The organism is Laceyella sediminis (genome assembly GCF_003003125.1).
Classification (GTDB): domain Bacteria; phylum Bacillota; class Bacilli; order Thermoactinomycetales; family Thermoactinomycetaceae; genus Laceyella; species Laceyella tengchongensis.
This window is the reverse complement of sequence record NZ_PVTZ01000014.1, coordinates 62,440-81,448: the sequence shown is the minus strand read 5'-3', so window position 1 is coordinate 81,448 and position 19,009 is coordinate 62,440. Positions and strand designations below refer to the sequence as shown.

19 protein-coding genes are annotated in these 19,009 nt (G+C 50.4%); 7 read left to right on the top strand and 12 right to left on the bottom strand.

Annotated elements, in window-relative coordinates; all coding sequences use genetic code 11:
* Positions 1-29: 29 nt before the first annotated feature.
* The 5 genes from sufC to sufB all read left to right on the top strand — a co-directional run bounded on the left by sufC (position 30) and on the right by sufB (position 5,304).
* Entirely contained in the window at positions 30-818 is a 789-nt protein-coding gene (gene sufC, locus CLV36_RS14495) for a Fe-S cluster assembly ATPase SufC (protein ID WP_029072113.1), read from the top strand.
* Between the two features lie 15 nt (positions 819-833).
* Entirely contained in the window at positions 834-2,141 is a 1,308-nt protein-coding gene (gene sufD, locus CLV36_RS14490) for a Fe-S cluster assembly protein SufD (protein WP_106343157.1), read from the top strand.
* Complete coding sequence (locus CLV36_RS14485; protein WP_102991471.1) at positions 2,138-3,358, top strand: cysteine desulfurase; 1,221 nt, start codon at positions 2,138-2,140, stop codon at positions 3,356-3,358. The genes sufD and CLV36_RS14485 overlap by 4 nt, the downstream gene beginning before the upstream one ends.
* Positions 3,345-3,773 (top strand): Fe-S cluster assembly sulfur transfer protein SufU, encoded by a 429-nt coding sequence (gene sufU / locus CLV36_RS14480; RefSeq protein ID WP_022738544.1) that lies wholly within the window; start codon positions 3,345-3,347, stop codon positions 3,771-3,773. The genes CLV36_RS14485 and sufU overlap by 14 nt, the downstream gene beginning before the upstream one ends.
* A gap of 106 nt (positions 3,774-3,879) precedes the next feature.
* The gene (gene sufB / locus CLV36_RS14475) at positions 3,880-5,304 is read left to right on the top strand and encodes a Fe-S cluster assembly protein SufB (RefSeq protein WP_106343156.1); all 1,425 of its coding nucleotides are present in this window, start codon (positions 3,880-3,882) and stop codon (positions 5,302-5,304) included.
* A 264-nt stretch (positions 5,305-5,568) separates the two neighbouring features.
* Here the strand turns inward: sufB and CLV36_RS14470 are convergent, their stop codons facing one another.
* The 4 genes from CLV36_RS14470 to CLV36_RS14450 form a co-directional block, all read right to left on the bottom strand.
* Entirely contained in the window at positions 5,569-6,702 is a 1,134-nt protein-coding gene (locus CLV36_RS14470; RefSeq protein ID WP_106343155.1) for an N-acetyldiaminopimelate deacetylase, read from the bottom strand.
* An 11-nt stretch (positions 6,703-6,713) separates the two neighbouring features.
* Positions 6,714-7,922 (bottom strand): aspartate aminotransferase family protein, encoded by a 1,209-nt coding sequence (locus tag CLV36_RS14465; RefSeq protein WP_102991474.1) that lies wholly within the window; start codon positions 7,920-7,922, stop codon positions 6,714-6,716.
* Positions 7,923-7,987: 65 nt separating this feature from the next.
* Entirely contained in the window at positions 7,988-8,698 is a 711-nt protein-coding gene (gene dapD, locus CLV36_RS14460) for a 2,3,4,5-tetrahydropyridine-2,6-dicarboxylate N-acetyltransferase (RefSeq protein WP_102991475.1), read from the bottom strand.
* Between the two features lie 519 nt (positions 8,699-9,217).
* Positions 9,218-10,549, bottom strand: a complete 1,332-nt coding sequence (locus CLV36_RS14450; protein ID WP_102991477.1) for a tetratricopeptide repeat protein — start codon at positions 10,547-10,549, stop codon at positions 9,218-9,220.
* Positions 10,550-10,740: 191 nt separating this feature from the next.
* Here CLV36_RS14450 and CLV36_RS14445 point away from each other — a divergent pair, with 191 nt between their 5' ends.
* Entirely contained in the window at positions 10,741-11,562 is an 822-nt protein-coding gene (locus CLV36_RS14445) for a YihY/virulence factor BrkB family protein (protein WP_106343154.1), read from the top strand.
* 8 nt (positions 11,563-11,570) lie between these two features.
* The gene (locus tag CLV36_RS14440; RefSeq protein ID WP_106343153.1) at positions 11,571-12,653 is read left to right on the top strand and encodes an AI-2E family transporter; all 1,083 of its coding nucleotides are present in this window, start codon (positions 11,571-11,573) and stop codon (positions 12,651-12,653) included.
* A 497-nt stretch (positions 12,654-13,150) separates the two neighbouring features.
* Here CLV36_RS14440 and CLV36_RS17440 read toward each other — a convergent pair whose 3' ends face one another.
* The 8 genes from CLV36_RS17440 to CLV36_RS14405 form a co-directional block, all read right to left on the bottom strand.
* On the bottom strand, positions 13,151-13,300 hold the full coding sequence (locus CLV36_RS17440; RefSeq protein WP_181353082.1) for a hypothetical protein: 150 nt from the start codon (positions 13,298-13,300) through the stop codon (positions 13,151-13,153).
* On the bottom strand, positions 13,300-14,076 hold the full coding sequence (locus tag CLV36_RS14435; protein WP_106343152.1) for a hypothetical protein: 777 nt from the start codon (positions 14,074-14,076) through the stop codon (positions 13,300-13,302). The genes CLV36_RS17440 and CLV36_RS14435 overlap by 1 nt, the downstream gene beginning before the upstream one ends.
* Positions 14,073-14,657 carry a hypothetical protein gene (locus CLV36_RS14430; RefSeq protein WP_106343151.1) on the bottom strand — a complete coding sequence of 195 codons (585 nt, stop codon included), beginning with the start codon at positions 14,655-14,657 and terminating at the stop codon, positions 14,073-14,075. Before CLV36_RS14430 ends, CLV36_RS14435 begins: the two co-directional genes overlap by 4 nt.
* Positions 14,650-15,294, bottom strand: a complete 645-nt coding sequence (locus tag CLV36_RS14425; RefSeq protein WP_106343150.1) for a hypothetical protein — start codon at positions 15,292-15,294, stop codon at positions 14,650-14,652. The genes CLV36_RS14430 and CLV36_RS14425 overlap by 8 nt, the downstream gene beginning before the upstream one ends.
* Positions 15,295-15,416: 122 nt before the next feature.
* On the bottom strand, positions 15,417-15,917 hold the full coding sequence (locus CLV36_RS14420) for a GNAT family N-acetyltransferase (protein WP_106343149.1): 501 nt from the start codon (positions 15,915-15,917) through the stop codon (positions 15,417-15,419).
* Between the two features lie 124 nt (positions 15,918-16,041).
* Positions 16,042-17,496, bottom strand: a complete 1,455-nt coding sequence (locus tag CLV36_RS14415; RefSeq protein ID WP_106343148.1) for a nicotinate phosphoribosyltransferase — start codon at positions 17,494-17,496, stop codon at positions 16,042-16,044.
* Between the two features lie 24 nt (positions 17,497-17,520).
* On the bottom strand, positions 17,521-17,931 hold the full coding sequence (locus CLV36_RS14410) for a M67 family metallopeptidase (RefSeq protein ID WP_106343147.1): 411 nt from the start codon (positions 17,929-17,931) through the stop codon (positions 17,521-17,523).
* A 254-nt stretch (positions 17,932-18,185) separates the two neighbouring features.
* On the bottom strand, positions 18,186-18,971 hold the full coding sequence (locus CLV36_RS14405; RefSeq protein WP_106343146.1) for a cyclase family protein: 786 nt from the start codon (positions 18,969-18,971) through the stop codon (positions 18,186-18,188).
* Positions 18,972-19,009 lie beyond the last annotated feature (38 nt).

Genomic DNA, 19,009 nt, shown 5'->3' with positions numbered 1-19,009 from the left:
TATAACGAATGAACGATGGAGGAATGAAGATGTCGAAAGCACCAAAACTGACGATAAAGAACTTGCACGCTTCCGTTGATGGGAAAGAGATTTTGAAAGGGGTGAACCTCGAGGTCAAAGGTGGCGAAGTGCATGCCATCATGGGTCCGAACGGAACCGGTAAAAGTACGCTGGCATCTGCGTTGATGGGCCATCCGCGTTATGAGGTGACTCAAGGGGAAGTGACCTTGGACGGAGAAAACCTGCTGGAGATGGAAGTGGATGAGCGCGCCCGCGCAGGCTTGTTCTTGGCGATGCAGTACCCAGCAGAAGTGAGCGGGGTGACTAACTCCGACTTTTTGCGTAGCTCGATCAACGCTAAACGCGGCGAAGGCAATGAGATTTCCCTGATGAAATTCATCCGCGAGCTGGATAAGAAGATGGAACTACTCGAAATGGATGAGAAGTTCGCGACCCGGTACCTGAACGAAGGTTTTTCCGGTGGGGAAAAGAAACGGAATGAAATTCTGCAAATGATGATGCTGCAACCCCGCATCGCCATTATGGACGAAATCGACTCCGGTTTGGATATCGACGCGCTCAAAGTGGTAGCCAAAGGGGTAAACTCGATGTTGAGCGATGAGTTGGGCGTGTTGATGATTACCCACTACCAACGTTTGCTGAACTACATCAAGCCAGATTATGTGCATGTATTCATGCAAGGGCGCATCGTGAAATCGGGTGGACCGGAATTGGCGGAGCGTTTGGAAGCAGAAGGCTACGATTGGGTTAAAGAAGAACTGGGCATTGAAGACGAGACCGTCGGACAAAAGGCGTAAGGGGTGGTGCATAAGATGAGTGTAGAAACCTGCGTGCTTTTTGATGAAAGCGTTGTGAAGGGAATTGCCGCCAAAACGCAAGAACCGGCTTGGATGCTCAATGCCCGTCTAGAAGCATTTAAAGATGTCCCTAAGTTGCCTTTACCCAAACTGGAGCGCACCAATATCGACCGTTGGAATTTCACCGACTTTACGCCATTCACTGAAGAAGCGGCGATTGGTTCGCTTACTGAGTTGCCCGAAGATGTGCAGGAGTTCATCTTTGACAAAGAGCAAGCCCATGTCATGGTTCAGAAAAACGGAAGCGTCATTTTCCGCCGCTTAGGCGATGACTTGGCTGAACAAGGCGTGTTGTTCACTGATTTGGCTAGTGCGGCGCGGGAAAACGAAGCGCTAGTGAAGAAGTTTTTCATGACTGACGGCATCAAGCGGGATGAACATCGCCTGTCGGCGCTTCACGCGGCTTTAAACAGCGGTGGCGTGTTCCTCTATGTGCCGCGCAATGTGGAAGTGAAGGTGCCGATCCAAGGATTGTTCTGGCTCGCTGGTGAGAAAGCGGCGATGATGCCTCATATCATCATTGTGGCGGAAGCCAACAGCCGCATCGACTTTGTAGCCAATTTCATCGCTCGTCCCGGTGACGAAGCGGCGTTTAACAATAGTGCAATCGAAGTGTTTGTCAGCGACGGGGCACGTGTGCGCGTGGCGACAGTGAGTAGCCTTGGCAAAGAGACCGTCGATGTCATTTACCGTCGTTCCCTTGTTAGCCGTGACGGCCAACTGGAGTGGATTGTAGCCGACTTGAGTGAAGGTCGCGTGATTTCTGATAACACCACGCACTTAAAGGGCGAAGGCGGTATGGTAAATGTGAAAACCGTCGTGTTAGGCACGGATGAGATGAGAGCCAACGTTACTTCGTCCATTCATCATTGGGGTCGTCACACGGCCAGCGACATCAATGCGCGTTCGGTGATGAAAGGTTCGGCTACCAGCATTTTGAACAGTATCACCAAGATTGAAAAAGGTGCGAGTAAGTCTGACGGCCAACAGTCGGGCAAGGTGCTGATGTTGAGCCCAGATGCACGGGGGGACGCTAACCCGATTCTCTTGATCGATGAGAATGATGTGACTGCAGGGCACGCTGCGAGTGTGGGGCGGATCGATCCGACCCAACTTTATTATTTGATGTCCCGCGGAATCAGCCGCCGCGAAGCTGAAAAGTTGATCATCCGCGGGTTTCTGGATGCGGTGGTTTCCCAGATTCCTTCTGAAAGCCTGCAAGCCAGCATCCATCGCCTGATTGAAAGGAAGCTCCAATCATGAACGGCCTGAAACGGGATTTCCCGATTTTGCAGCAAGAGGTGAATGGGCACCCGCTCGTTTACTTGGACAGTGCCGCGACCTCGCAAAAGCCCTTGCAAGTGATTCAAGCGTTGGAAGAGTATTATCGCGGATACAATTCCAATGTGCATCGGGGTGTTCACACCCTTGGGTCCAAAGCGACTGACGCGTATGAAGGGGCGCGCGAAAAAGTGCGCCGCTTTGTGAACGCTCGCTCCATTAAGGAAATCGTCTTCACGCGTGGCACCACCACGGCGCTCAACATGGTAGCCGCAAGCTACGCCAAACCACGCCTGCAAGCTGGGGATGAAATCATCTTGACCCCGGCTGAGCACCACAGCAACCTGATTCCCTGGCAACAAGTGGCCAAGGCGACTGGCGCGACGTTGAAGTATTTTCCGCTTGCAGCGGATGGTACACTGGAGATGGGGAAAGTGAAAGAGATGATCACGCCCCAAACCAAGATCGTCGCGATGCAACATGTGTCCAATGTGCTGGGAACGGTACATCCGATCAAAGAAATTGCCCAGCTCGTTCATGCCCAAGGCGGCGTCATCGTGATCGATGGTGCGCAAAGCGCTCCCCATTTGAAAGTGGATGTGCGGGAGTTGGATGTGGACTTCTTCGCTTTCTCTGGTCATAAGATGTGTGGTCCGACTGGAATCGGGGTGCTGTACGGCAAGGAAGAGTTGCTGGAGCAGATGGAACCGATCGAATTTGGTGGCGAGATGATCGATTATGTGGATCTGTATGATGCCACGTGGAAAGAGTTGCCTTGGAAGTTTGAAGGGGGAACCCCGATCATCGCTGGCGCCATCGGTTTGGGCGCAGCCATCGACTATTTGGAAGCGATTGGACTTGATAAGATCGAAGAGCACGACCGGAAGTTGGCCAGCTATGCAGTAGAACGCTTAAGCCAGATTGAAGGGTTGACCATCTTTGGTCCGCGTGAAGGACGGTTGGGCGTAGTTACCTTTAATTTGGGCGACGTTCATCCCCATGATGTAGCGACGGTGCTCGATGCGGAGGGCATCGCTGTGCGGGCTGGGCATCATTGTTGTCAGCCGCTCATGCGTCAATTGCAAGTGACGGCCACCGCCCGGGCGAGTTTTTATCTATACAACGATGAAGCCGATATTGACCTGTTGGTGAAAGGTTTACAAAAAACAAAGGAGTACTTCGGACATGTCATTAGATGATCTGTATCGCCGGGTGATAATGGATCATTACCAACGCCCGCGCAACCGGGGACGGATCGAAGATGGGGCGGTCACTGTTGATCTGAACAACCCCACTTGCGGTGACAGCATTTCGTTGCAAATGCGCGTGGAAGACGGTGTGATCCAAGATGCGAAGTTTTTGGGAGAAGGATGCTCCATCAGCCTGGCTTCCGCTTCGATGATGACGGAAGCGGTGATCGGATTGTCACCGGAGAAAGGTTTGGAGCTGGTTGACCTTTTTTCACGCCTCATGCAAGGGGAAGAAGTCGACATGGAACAGTTTCCGCTTGAGGATATTGAGGCATTGACAGGAGTGGCCAAATTCCCCGCGCGGATCAAATGTGCGACTTTGGCCTGGAAGGCATTGGAGAAAGGTTTGAAAGAAAAGCATTGACCTGATGGAAGGAACGGGATCGCCCTTTTGCGCAGGACGACTGGATCAGCGCCAAAGGGCCCCGGCTCCTGATGGCATATGGATAAACGAAGAGGAGGAGAAGGCCGTGGCACAAAACATTCCCGAGATATCGGAATACAGGTACGGTTTTCGTGATAAGGACGTCTCGGTTTTCCGGTCCAAGAAAGGGCTGAGCCGCCAAGTAGTGGAGGAGATCTCCCGCATGAAAGGCGAACCCGAATGGATGCTGGATTTCCGTTTGAAGGCATTGGAGCAATTCTACAAAATGCCCATGCCGGAATCAACCAACAGCAAATGGTTCTCCCTGTTGCCGGGAAACCTCGATGAACTGGATTTCGACGACATCACCTACTACGTCAAACCATCTGAGCGGCAAGGCCGTTCTTGGGACGAAGTGCCGGATGAGATCAAGCAAACCTTCGACAAGCTGGGCATTCCCGAGGCGGAACAGAAGTTTTTGGCCGGGGTGTCTGCGCAATACGAGTCTGAGGTTGTATACCACAACATGCAAAAAGAGTTGGAAGAGCAAGGGGTTATCTTCTGCGACACGGATACCGCTTTGCGCGAGTACCCAGAGCTGTTGAAAGAATACTTCGGTACGGTTGTTCCGATTACGGACAACAAGTTTGCCGCATTGAACAGTGCGGTGTGGAGCGGTGGAAGCTTTATTTACGTCCCCAAAGGGGTGCGTTGCGAAGTGCCGCTGCAAGCTTACTTCCGTATCAACTCGGAGAACATGGGGCAGTTTGAGCGGACACTGATCATCGTGGATGAGGGCGCGTTTGTGCATTATGTGGAAGGTTGTACGGCGCCGATCTACAGCACGGACTCCCTGCACAGCGCAGTAGTGGAGATCGTGGTGAAAGATAACGCGCGTTGCCGTTACACTACCATCCAAAACTGGGCTCCCAACATTTACAACCTGGTAACCAAGCGGGCGGTAGCTCATGCAGGCGCCCACATGGAATGGGTTGATGGCAACATCGGTTCTAAATTGACCATGAAATATCCCGCCGTCATCATGAAAGGGGAAGGTGCCAAAGCTGACATTCTGTCCATCGCTGTAGCCGGAAAAGGGCAGCACCAAGATGCGGGTGCGAAAGTGGTCGCCTTGGCTCCAAACTGCACATCTACGATCATTTCTAAGTCGATCAGTAAGCAAGGCGGTAAAGTGACTTACCGCGGCTTGACGGCATTTGGCAAAAACGCGGAAGGCTCCAAAGCCAATGTGAAGTGCGATACGCTGATCTTGGATGACCAATCCACATCGGACACGATTCCGTACAACGAGATCAAAGCGGACAATGTTACGCTTGAACACGAAGCGACCGTGTCCAAAGTGAGTGAAGAGCAGCTCTTTTACCTGATGAGCCGCGGGTTGTCAGAAAACGAAGCGACGCAGATGATTATCATGGGCTTCATCGAACCGTTTACCAAAGAATTGCCCATGGAGTACGCTGTGGAGATGAACCGCCTGATCAAATTTGAGATGGAAGGCTCTATCGGTTAATCGTAACTTAGTTGTGCAACTCCCCGCCGGGTTTAGGCGGGGAGTGTTTGTTTATGCAATCGCCAAAGAAATGGACATGGCATGACCAAGCAAAGAACCTGGTGAGAGACAACAAGGCTCGTTGCGCGCTTACTGAGCGCGGCAACGAGCCTTGTTTGTATTTGCGGTTTATCCGGCCGCGAAGGGAAAAATAAACGGACGTTATTTCGAGTAGGGCATATCAGGCAAATCAAGTAGGTGGGTAGGCTCCCTTTCATCTAAAGGCTATGCTTGGCCCAACTTCGTCAAGTAACGAGACATCACATCCACGGCCACGCTGATGGCCTCCTCTTGCGGTTCGATTTTTGGATGGTGTAGCCCGTAGGGAGTGTCCACCCCAAGCCAGAACATAAAGCCGGGAATCTCCCGCAGAAAATAGCCGAAGTCTTCGCCTGTCATTGCTTCCCGGCAGGTGATCAGGGTGTAGGGTGTCTCGGCTTCAACCCAATCCATGAAAGCTCGGGTCAAGGCTTCATCATTATCTACTTGGCAGTAATTGGCGCCCCAGTCGATGGTAGCTTGGCAAGCAAATCCTTGTTCGATGCCTTGCACCAGTTGTTCGATGCGTGCCTTCACCCTGTGCATCGTTTCCATAGACAGTGTGCGGATGGTCCCTTCGAGGCGGGCTTGTCCTGCGATGATGTTTTGTTTGGTGCCGACGGACATTTTGCCGATGGTGATGATGGCCGAGTCGATCGGGTCCACATTGCGCGAGACGATCGTCTGCAACTGCATCACCAACTGCGAGGCGGCAATCGCCATGTCATTGGCAAGATGCGGACGGGCTGCATGACCGCTGGTACCGGTGAGATCGATGAAGCATTCGGAGGTGTTGGCAAACAAGATGCCCGGTTTGGTGGCGATGGTGCCCACCGGATACTCTGGGGCGATGTGTAGAGCGAAGATCATGTCGGGTTTCCATTCCTTGAATGGTTCGCTATTTAACATCGGTTGCGCACCACCCGGCCCCTCTTCTGCCGGCTGGAACAGGAAGAGCAGATCATCGCGCAACGGCTGATGCGCAAAGTGGTTGATCAAGCCGAGGGCGATGGTCATATGGATATCGTGTCCACATGCATGCATATAGCCCTCATGCCGAGAGCGGAACGGATAAGTGGTTTGCTCGGTGATCGGCAATCCATCCATATCGGCCCGGTAAGCGATGCATTTTTGCGGTTGGGTTCCGGGAATTTTGATCAAAATGCCCGTTTTCCATGTTTTGATCTGCAATCGGTTCGGTAGGGTGCGTAGGTAATCTAAGAGAAATTGTTGCGTTTTCCACTCTTGAAAGCCAGGTTCGGGAATCTGATGCAATTCGCGGCGCACCTGGATGAGCGTTTCTAATTGTGACCGGGACATCAGTTTACCTCCTAGGCAGGTTCCATCTGCGTGATTAAGCGTTCCAATGTTTCTATGAAAAATGTGACTTCTGCGCGAGTTAGGGTAAGCGGGGGTAACAGGCGCACAACGGTTTTGGCCGTCACATTAACCAATATTCCCGCCTCCAGCAATTCGCTTTGCAAGCGTTTCACTTGCTCAGCGGATAGATGCGTGCGTATCCCTAGCATCATTCCGCGGCCATCCACGCCTTTGAAAACACGGGGATGTGCTTGTTGCAACCGATAAAGCTCTTCCCAAAGAGCATCGGCCACCTGGCGCCCCTGTTCCAGCAAGCCGTCTTCCAACAAGACATCTAGCACTGCATTGCCCAAAGCGGCGCTCAACGGGGAGGGAGCAAACGTCGTTCCGTGGTCTCCGGGTTGGAACAAGTCCGCTACATGCGCGTTAGCGATCAGGCCGCCCAGCGGCAACCCACCGCCAATTCCCTTGGCGAAGAGGATGACATCGGGAGAGAGGGCGAAGTGCTGGTAGGCAAATAGTTTGCCGGTGCGGCCGATTCCAGTTTGGATCTCATCGACCAAGAACAACATCTGCTCCTCTTTGCACAACCGCTCGATTGTTTCCAAATAAGCGCGCTCCAGAGACACGACCCCACCCGCACCTAGGATCGGTTCCACCAAAATAGCGGCTGGACGATGCGTGCGGCAAACTTCCATCAACGAATCAATCTGGTTGGGTTCTACTTCAAACACGGGGAAGTCCGGTTGCGGGAAGTCTTGGTAGACCCCAGGTTGCCGGGTGAGCCGCAATGCGCCCAATGTGCGGCCGTGGAAACTATTTTTCAAGACGACAATGCCTTGGCGCCCATGCTGTTCGCGCTGAATCCATTTGTGGACCAGTTTGACGGCGGCTTCCGTCGCTTCAGCCCCAGAATTGGAGAAATAGACCTTGCCTTGGCCGAACGTATGCTTTACCAAACGCTCAGCGAGTCGGATTGCCGGGGGATTTAAAAAAAGGTTGGAGATGTGGAGGAAGCGGCGCCCCTGTTCTTCTAGCGCTTCCAAGATTCGGGGGTGGGAATGGCCAAGGGTGTTGACCGCCAGCCCCGTGAATAGATCTAGATAGCGTTTCCCCTCCGTGTCGTAGAGATAATTTCCTTCAGCTTTGCCGATGGCGATGGGGTAACGCGAAACGGTGGACATGATGTAAGCTTGGTCCAGCTGTTGCCATGTTTGCATGGTGGTTCACTCCCTAAGAAGGCCAGATAGTAAAAGGAGGCCCCGAAGGGCCTGTGGAGAAGGGTTTAGAGATCGCGCAAGGCTTGGATGATCTCCGTTTTGGAACGGGTTTTGTCATCGATCTCTTTGATGATGCGAGCCGGCGTGCCGGCAACAACCACATTGGGTGGTACATCTTTGGTGACGACCGCTCCAGCGGCTACAACAGAGCCTTTACCGATGCGCACGCCTTCCAGCACAACCGCGTTGGCACCGATCACAACATCATCTTCCACGATAACTGGGGTAGCGGATGGCGGTTCAATCACGCCGGCAATGACCGCACCAGCACCGATGTGGCAGTTTTTGCCGATGGTGCCGCGGCCGCCGATAATCGCGTTCATGTCGATCATGGTGCCTTCACCGATCACAGAGCCGATGTTGATGACAGCACCCATCATAATGACAGCGTTCGGTCCGATTTCCACTTGGTCGCGGATAATTGCGCCAGGTTCAATCCGCGCCGGAATGTTTTTCATGTCCAACAGCGGAATCGCCGAATTGCGACGGTCATGCTCTACTACATAGTCTTCGATGTGCTCTTTGTTAGCGGTCAACACCGGTTCAAGGTCTTTCCAGTCTCCAAAGACAACGCCCACTTGCCCAGTGATGAACGTTTGGACATTTGGCCCGAAATCAATGTGATCCAATTGACCTTTGATATGTATCTTAACCGGAGTTTTCTTTTCGCTTTTTTGAATGAACTCGATGATTTGGTGAGCGTTCATTTCTTTCATGTACAGGCATCCTTTCTGTGGGAAGGTACAAGTTCACTGAAAGTATATCACAACCGCTTTTGCAGAGTGAAGGGCTTGTAGATAAACACCGTTGCAATCGGCGCCGCAGATAATGAGAAAACCGTATCGATGTGTTAGCCGCATGGGCGTTGTAATCGCTTGCAATCATGACAAAAGCAGCGCTCCAGATGGGAGCCCTGCTGATGGGAAAAATTTTCCGCAAGATGCTACCTGCGAAAAGTAGCATGCATGCGTAATAGGAATTGAGCTGTGACGACGCTTTTGTTGCCCTATCGATCAGCCCGCGTTGCCGCTATAGGCTGAAGTTGAGACTAGGTTCCGTTGTACAGACAAAGTTATGCCAAAGGCGGAATGGGCCAGCCCGGTTCTTGGCTCTCAAAACCGGGAGCCGGCCAGCCGGGCTCTTGGCTCGCGGTTGTGATATTCTCTACCTGGCTAGTTAGCCCAAATACGGTAGAGGTAGCAATCCCGAGGACGACCATAGCAGTTGACAGATATTTAATCTTTAAAATCATGCTCTTCTACCTCCATCCTAGTAAAGTCTCTCTTTACATTATACATATTTCGCATGCAATTCTGAAATTCCTGCTCGTCCACGCCATCGTAACATTTGGCCAGATTAAACCATGCTTTGTACTCTTTCTCTTTATATCCATGTTTTTGGGTTAAATCCAACGCTTTTTTATAGTATGCGATCGCATCCTCCACGTTGCCGGCGGTGTACGAGAGCTCGCCAATGGTGAGAAGGCTGGTGCTCAAATGCTTGGAGTCGTTATATTTTTCCGCTTGTTGGATCGCTTTTAGCAAGGCATTTCGGGCATCTTCCATTCTGTTCTGCTTCATGTACAAAGTGCCTAAGCGGTTGTACACTTTGGTGATGCGCTGTTCTTCCTTGTGCTTTTCTTCAACTTTCAGCGCCATTTTGAAGGAGGTTTCAGCCATGGACCAGTCTTTGGTCGCCGTGTAGGCGCTCCCTAAAACGATCCACAGATCGCACATGCTGTCGTACAATTTGTTACGTCTTGCAATTTCAATGCCTTCTTCGGCATATTCGATCGACTCCTCGTATAAGCCGATTAATCTCGAAAATTCTGCACGCAACCAGTAGAAACCAAGCAAAGTTGCGGCATCTGCAATATTCGGAATTTGGCTCCAGATCTCTTGAACCAGACGCATGCCTTCGGTGATCCGACCCAACCGATGCAAATAGATGCCTTTGTTTCTGTAGAGCAGGATTTTGATGTGCTGGTTGGTTCCGTTTTCCAAAAACGCTTCCAGCCCGTTGTCAGTGAATGAGAGGGCTTGTTCCATCTGGTTCTGGTAGTAGCTGCTGAGACTCAACAGCAAGTAGCTGGCCGCTTCCATATTTTGCTCTTTGTAAGAGTTTTGTTGGGAGAGGCGTAGGGCATTGTACAGTGCACGTTCTGCTTGTTTCCACTTTTTCTTAGACATATAGCATTTGCCTTTTAAATAATAGGCGTGGGCGATGTACGGATGCGATTCATCCAACACCAACTCTTCCAACTGCTGGAGTGCTTCGTCGACGAGACCGATCTGCCGTAGCGTAGCAACCGTGAGCATCTTAAATTTTACTTTTTTTAACTCGGATTGCTCTTTCACCAGCATTTCAGGAAGTTTATGCATCGGCAGATCTAATTTTTCCAATAAATATGAAATTTTTTCGGGACTGACGTGGGCGACGCCGCGTTCGATGTTACTGACCGTGGCGGGGGATATGTTTTCGTCAGCCAAATCTTCTAGTCTTAGTCCACGCTCTTTTCTGACCTTGCGGATCACTTCCCCAATCTCATGCAATGCTAATGTTTTCATGCCGATCACCTCACAAGTAGTGGATTATTATTATATTACACCTTATTAAAAAAATTGGGAACTATTATATTTAAATTTTCTTAAATATAAAAGAAGAAAAGCGGATTATGTAGACGAAGGGTTGTTAATTATGTATAAAAAAGGATACATTAATAATTGACATCCATGTTTTCGCGCCCTGAGGAGGAACAATGAGACTAACTCCTGTGCTGAAAGAATTAAAAAAAAGAATCGCAGAAGAGCACGTTTTTGATATGTCCGCGCAACTCGCTTATTATATTTTGATGTCCATTTTCCCTTTTTTGTTGCTTGCTGTTACGGTGTTGGGCTTTCTGCCTTTCACCAGTTCCGATATTCTGACCATGATCCAGCCTTACGCCCCGCCTTCCACTTATGAATTGTTGGAATCCAATCTGGCGGTGATTTTGGACGAGCAACGCGAAGGGGTGTTATCGCTTAGCTTGGTAATTACTATTTATCTGGCCTCGGTTGTTTTTCAATCGATCATTCGTATCATGGACAATGCATATCGAGTCCATAAAGAAAGGCCGTTTTGGATGCAGGTTTTGCTGGGAATATTCTTGATGTTCGGTTTGCTTGGGGCGCTGGTGATTTCGCTGATGTTGCCCATTTTCGGCAAAGTGTTGGGACAATATGCATTTCGGATGTTTGGTTTGACAGCATGGTTTTATGAAGTGTGGACATGGATTCGCTGGGTGTTGAGTAGCCTGGTTATTTTTATGGTGTTTTTGTGTTTGTATAAATTCACCCCCAACACCCATGTCACCTTTGGGCAAGCGTTGCCAGGAGCCCTCTTTGCGATGGCGGGGTGGCAAGCCAGTTCACTGGCGTTTTCATTTTATGTTTCCCTCAACAATTACTCCTTGGTGTATGGGAATTTGGGAGGAATTATCGTATTGGTAGGATGGTTTTACCTCTCTTCTATGGTATTAATATTGGGAGGGCTGTTGAATGCGGCCATATGTAAAACGAAAGAGCAAATAGAAAGTTAGGTGAGGAGATGCCGCAGTCGAAGCTGTTTCGGTTAGGATACGGAATGATCATGGTGTTGCTGATCATATTGTTGGCAAACAAGGTCAAGTTCATTTTCCAGCCGTTGGTCATTTTGGTGCAAACACTGTTTTTTCCGTTCCTTGTGTCGGGTGTGTTGTTTTACCTATTTCGTCCGGTGGTGCGGTTTTTGGAAAAGCGGGGTATTCCGCGGGGATTGGGTATTTTGCTGATTTATGTAGTGGTGCTGGGGTTGTTGGTGCTCGTCGGCTTCCTGATCGGTCCGTTGCTCAAAGAGCAATTTAACCGCTTGTTGGCCAATTTTCCGCAAATGATCGACTCCGTACAGACGCAACTGATCAATTGGAGCCATCATCCCTGGGTGGCCAGTTATATCGACTGGAATCAAGTGGCGACGGCAGCGTCCAATTATTTGCGGAGCAGCATTTCTACGATTGGGACGAACATTGCCAACTTTTTCTCAGTGATCACCAATATTATTCTCGTATTCGTGACCGTCCCGTTCATCCTGTATTACATGTTGAAAGAAGGGGAACGGTTTCCCTCGTACCTTTTGCGGTTATTGCCTGAGAAAGAGCGGCAACAGGGGCTCCGCATTCTCGGGGATATGGATTTTGCGCTCAGTTCGTACATTAAGGGCCAAGTGCTGGTCAGCCTGTTGGTGGGTGTGTTGGTGTATATCGGCTATTTGATCATTGGTTTAGATTATTCGCTGATCTTGGCGCTAGTAACCATGTTTACCAATGTGATCCCACTTGTTGGTCCGTTTATCGGGACGATCCCGGCAGTGATCGTGGCCCTCATCGATTCACCGATGATGGTGGTCTGGGTGTTGGTGGTGGCCTTTGTAGCCCAGCAATTGGAGGGAAACTTGGTTTCCCCGTATGTGATGGGCAAAAGTTTGGATGTCCATCCTTTAACCATCATATTGTTATTGCTCGTAGCCGGCAGCCTGGGCGGATTTTTGGGACTGTTGTTGGCGGTGCCGACCTATGCGGTGTTGAAAGTTGTGGTCAGCCACCTGTACCGGCTGGTGCGGTTACGTGCGATGAGCAAGCAAGAAGAGTCTTAAACCACAACCTCCCGTGGTGCATAGCGGGAGGTTTTTTTACGCCCTCATGATGGGAAGTCGTGCAGGGGAAATGTTAAAGAATAAATCACAATTTTCAGTTTGATTGCAGATATTTTTGTGGAAGAAAGGGAATGAAACAAGATAGGGGCTGGGGGGATGCAATGTTTCATTGTTGTCGACGAATTGATATTTAATTAAAAACAGGGATATAGGAGGAATTTGTTTATTCATAGCCAATACTTTCACCAGTAAATTTAATAAATTATTAGGACAATTAATGAGATGGAGGAATAATGATGAAAGATTGGGATCCGATGGATTTGGAATGGAATCATGAGGAATTGGATGGAGAAACCAGAGAGGTAGAGATTGATACGGATGAGGATGGCATTAACATTGAGCTTGATTTTTAAACAAAGCTGGGGAGCCGGGTTTCAGGCTGCTGACAAGCCTAAATGGGTGCGAAAGGTGAACAAAGAGCTTTACCGACCGAACGTTCAATAATGAAAAGCCCGCAATGTTGTTCGCACCACTTCCGCAACCAAGCCAGCTGGGTGAGCCCCGGCTTCTTTTTTAATGAATTGACCAGTTAAATCATCATCTTGAGCAACTGGGTACAGGCGCCGTTTTGCATGTGGCGAACGCATCACATGGAGTCTCGTGATGAAGGGCGATGTTCGGTTCCTTCCCTCCATAATTTCTTTCCCAAGTGTCTGCTGAGCGGGCCGTAATCTTTCAGATTGGAGGTGTAAATCCACTGATCGGCAGGAACTTCTGCGCAAATGATAGCATCGCCCACGCTCCAACAATTGCGCCCGTATTTGCTCTTTTGACCAGATAGCATGCCGGTGAGATTGTCGACGTTAATAATGCGCTCTGCTTCTGCGATTTGCGTCAGCGAGGCCAATTCTTCCCGGCATTTGGCGTAAAATGCCTCAATGTCGCAAGAGGGTTGCGGTTGTTGGCGGCAACCGAGATCTAGAATCCACCGTTTCCCTTCTTTGACGGGTGTGGCATGGGCCCGAATGCATTGGCATTCGTCGATCACTTCATCAATGCCGTCGATGAATAGGATTTCAAATTCATCTTCAATCAGGATGTCAAGGCGCTCTAGCAATTCCTCCTTGTCATAACCCACCTTTTTAGCTAGATAGGCGAACACTTTTAACACACGGTCAAATTGCCGCGTACTGAAGCAACGCTGTCCGAGCCGAGCCAGCGCGTCTTCTACTGTCGCTTCCTCTAGCAAGAGAGTATGAAGGGTGATGCTGTTTTTCAAAAAGCTGTTTTTCAATTCGCCGATGACATAATTGGAGGTAGTGAGCGATTTGCCGTTTAGTTGCTGCCGAATTTGCCGTTGGCGCTCGGTGTTGGCTAAATACCGATCCGCCAAAATGGTGGTGTCCAAAAAAAGTGTTTTCATTCGCCGTCATCCCCCATAATCCAATTGAGACCGTGGTGACGCAACCACTGATCCACGCGCTGAAACGTTTGCTTGTTGCAGTTTCCGTTTAACAACGTGTCGATGGAGCGGGACAGAACGTCGAGATGCTCGGCAGTCAGCCGTTCCGCCTTGGTCTTGTGAATGGCGTCGTGAATGATGAGGCAGATGCGCCGCTCGTATTTGTGCAAATCGGGGTGGAGGTCGTTTTTGAGCTGTTGAAGGAGGTCTTTGATAATGCCTAGCGTTTGGACGCGATCATGCATGTCATCGAAACGCTCTTCCAGAAGGGTGAAATATTTGCGGAGCTTGCTAAAGGTGTCTGCATGCATAAAGCGCCACAGCGAGTTGGCGTTCTGTCTGGCCGGGGACTGGGGAAATAGCGCTTGCCGACGGAGGGTGAGCAAATCTTTGGATAGCGCCCGCTCTTCCTCCAGCCCGGGATACAGACCCTGTTTGACGGCGGAATGATGAAGAAACCTGAGCAAGGCGGTGATTTGTTTTTCTTCGCTGGTGCGCGTTTTATCTCTTCGGTAGGGGAAGTGGTCGTCGCGTTTATTCACGTGACATCACCTTTTTCATTTTTGTCAACTCCATCAGCAGATAGTCGATGTCATCAGGGGTCAAAGTTAATGCCACTTCTTCTTTATGAGGTTCGTTGTCCAAAATATAGCGTAGCCAAGGCTGTTTTCGTGAGTGGTTGGATGGTGATGTGATTTCAATTTTTAATTGGGCATAGCGGAGCGCCTCCAGCCTGCCTTGTTGGTGGTCGAACGTCTTTTGATTGATTTCCCAGCTGAATCCGCTTAGCAATTTGGTCTTGGCTGTTTGCTTGATCTTGAGGGATTGCGACAATTGTGGATGGTAGAAGAGCTTTTCGATTGTTTTCAGTTTCTCCTGTACTTCGCGGCTCAATTGCTCGCCTTCTGCCAATAGGATGCCTTCCTCTTCGTAATATTTTAACTCCATGTCGATTAGGAGTTCCTCGTCTTGATTCAGGATGGCTAGCAAATAACGTGGAATTTCTTCAAGGCATTGGTAGAATGCTTTTTCCTCCAGCTGGTGTTTGTGGATCAGCGACTGAACGGCGGACGGGTCAAACCGCAACTCCAGCCGCTCAGGATGAACAAGGTGCAGGATCACCTGCTTCTCACGCCACAACGTTTTGATGTGTGCGCAATACTCTTCGTAACATTTCAAGCCAGCTCGCCCTTTCTCGCATGGATTGCAATGTTTAGGTATTCGCGACGGGGAGGCCTTTCCCCTGTTACAGGATGGGGAAAGGCGGGTTGTACTGGCATCGTCTCTAACCGCTTGATCGTTTAGCGGGAAGGCAAGGTCAATTGATAAAAGTGGACATCATGCCATTTGCCAAACTTATATCCCACTTCGCGCAGGATTCCCACTTCTCTGAATCCAAATTGCTTATGCAACCGAAAACTGCTTTCGTTGCCCCCAGTGATGCCAGCGATGATGACATGGTGGCCAAATTCCTGTGCCCGCGCAATGATGGATCGCATCAGCTGTTTGCCAAGTCCGCGGCCTTGCGCCTCAGGATGGACGTAGATGGAGAGTTCCACTGTGTGGCGGTAAGCTGGTTTGGTACGGTATGGCAAGAGCCCGCTGTAACCGAGAATGGTTCCATCTTCTTCGGCGACGATGAGCGGATGGACGTCAGGGGAGTGGCTGGCAAACCAAGCTTGGCGTTCGGCCACGGTCTGTGCTTCCAAATCGAAGGTGGCGGTCGTCTCCAAGACGGCGTAATTGTAAATATCGACGAGTGATGGCAAATCGGCAGGCGTGGCGGGGCGGATCACGATCATCTTTTCACGCTCCTTTAAGTAGGGATTCATTTCATTATGAGGTTATGCGCCCATGAGATCAAGGCAAAAACACTGCCGCCTCCCAAGGAGGCGGCAGTATTTGGTCAAGGAAGTTAGACATGAATCATTCTTCTGCTTTGATGGAATCGTAGATGCGGTTAAGCAACTGCTGCTTGGTGTCCCACAATTGTCGCGACAAGCTGACAGGATATACTTCAGGGTTCAGAATGCGCAAATACTCTTCCCAGAACAAAGAGAGTTGTTGCTGGTGGTGTTTGCGGATCTCCGACAGGGGAGGCAGTTGATAAACGCGCTTGCCGTTTTGGAAGATCGGTTGCAATAGTGGCATTGCTTGGTAATGCTTCACTTTCTTCCGTCTGAATGGATGTTCAGGGTCGAACAAGTGAAGTGGTTTGCTTTCATCGATCGTCTCTTCGACGGCGGTGATTAGATCGCCTCTCGCTTTGCCCGATTTGCGGTCAATGATGCGGTAGACGTTCTTGCGGCACGGCGTGGTGATTTTTGCCGGGTTGGACGAAATTTTGATCGTGGGTGCCCATTCCCCATCTTCCAGGCGGGCCACCATCTTATAGACAGCCCCTAACGCCGGTTGGTCAAACGCGGTAATCAATTTGGTACCGACACCCCAAGCGTCGATCTTGGCGCCCTGCGACTTCAGGTTGAGGATCGTGAACTCATCCAAATCGCTGGAAGCGGTAATTTTGGTGTCGGTGAGTCCCGCTTCGTCCAGCATGATCCGCGCTTGTTTGGACAGATAAGCGAGGTCGCCGCTGTCCAAACGAATGCCAGCCAGCTTGTTCCCTTGCTGTTTCAGCTCTAACCCCACCTTAATCGCATGGGGCACGCCGCTTTTCAGGGTATCGTAGGTGTCGACCAACAGCGTGGTGGCTTCGGGAAAGGCGGCGGCGTATGCTCGGAATGCTTCCAGCTCAGTGGGGAAGTCTTGTACCCATGCATGCGCGTGCGTGCCGCTACTAGGTATGCCGAAGCGTTGGCTGGCGTACGTGTTGGATGTCGCGTCGAATCCGCCGATGTAAGCCGCCCGCGTGCCCCAAACCGCCGCATCCTTTTCTTGCGCCCGGCGCGTGCCGAACTCGAGGAGGGTGTCTTGTCTAGCTACATGGCGAACCCGGGCAGCTTTGGTGGCGATCAGGGATTGGTAACCAACGAAATTCAAGAGGGCTGTTTCGATCAGTTGAAGTTCCATGATATTGCCCTCTACCCGGATTAAGGGTTCACCCGGAAACGCGAGCGTCCCTTCGGGCATAGCATGGAGCGTGCCTGTAAAGCGAAAAGAGCGGAGCAAATCCAGAAATTCCGGTTCAAATGCCATTTCTCGCTCAAGAAAACGGATGTCTTCCTCTTGAAAACGAAGGCCTTCTAAGTATTGAACCACCCTTTCCAAACCGGCAAACACGACATAACCGTTGCCGAAAGGGAGTTTGCGGAAGTACAAGTCAAAAGCCCGCCGGTTTTGGTGCGTCCCGTTTTTGTAGTGGGCGTACATCATCGTCAGTTGGTATTTGTCAGTATGTAATGCGGAAATGGATAAAGACATGATTCATCTTCTCCCTATGGTGTGCTATTCAATAATTTCAAACATGATGGGAAGGATGTTTTTTTCTTGTATATAGTAAGCGCAAAGTTGGAATTCTTTATCCTTGAGCGACATAATCCACAAGCTTTTGTCGTGGAAATGCCAACCGGTCAGGTCGCGGGCTGAAGGATAGGCTTGGGAAACGGGATGAGAATGAACGACGCCGAGCCAGTCCAACTGGAGTTGGCGCATCTGCTTGATGTTATCCCTGTAAGACCTTGGCTCCAACTCCCAAGAGCAAGTACGATGATTCTGGCTTTGAATCGGGAAAAAATGGGTGATCGTAAAGTCGCGCCCGGCCAAAAAGCCGTATCCTTCATACGGATACTGCTCTAGGCAATACGCGTTGATTCCATGGATCACATGACGGCGAATTGAATAATAGGACGGCTTCATCTCCAGCCCTCCTCGCAGGATGGGTAACAATCAAACAAATGATCTTTCATTATTGTATCGTGTGGGTAAGACGGAAGTCTATGACAAATGGCAAACACTGGATCATTTTAACAGATAGCGGTGAAAGAAGCCGGGAAGTCAGACACCGGATAGGGAGGGATGTTCCCGCTTTGCCCCGCAAGCTTCACAGTGGAGCAAAGCGGCGTCGAAGCAGCTCCATGATTTGCGAAAGGTGAATCATCTCCTGGCGCGCTTCAGACATTTTCCTCCAAGATGGCCACGACACGGCTCCAACCGGCGCTGGCGTTTTGGATGTTGATTGGGAACGCCGCTACTTTGAAGCCATGGGACACGGGGATCTTGTCCAAGTTGCACAATTTCTCAATCTGGCAATATTCTTTCTTTTGGCCGACTAAGTGGGCTTCCCAAAATTGTGTTTTCCCTTGCTTGGCTTCTTGCGCCATGACGTCAAAGGGGCGATCCAACCCCCAAGCATCGATGCCAATCAACCGCACACCTTGATCAATCAGCCATTCAGTTGAAGAAGCCAGCAGGCCCGGGTGGCTTAGATCATAGTGCGCTTCGTTGTACCGTTTTGATGTGTCGGTGCGGATGAGGACGATGTCGTAAGGTTTCAACTCATAACGGATGCGGGTGAGTTCAGTTTGGATGTCGTCGATGGTGATGCCTTCTCCTTTGCCTTTGTGGGTCATGTTCAGCACCACCCCGTCCCCGTAGCACCAGCGCAGGGGTACTTGATCAATCGTTTTGGCTGGCTGGTCGCCGACAGTCGGTCCATAATGGTATGGGGCGTCCACATGCGTCCCAGCATGAGTGGACAACTTCACTTCTTCTACCGCCCATGCTTTTCCTTCCGGCCAATGCGATTCGTTTAGGCCTAACAGGTGATTGGAGACGCTGATGCCATGCTGATGATCAAAGTACTGAATGTGATGGGGGTTGGGTTCAAAGGAGGACGTATCATTGCTCAAGTCGATCAGGGTAGTTTTCACACCGTTTTGCACATACGTTTCGATCATGGTTTCACCTAGTTTCTGGTTATGGATTGGAGGGAGGA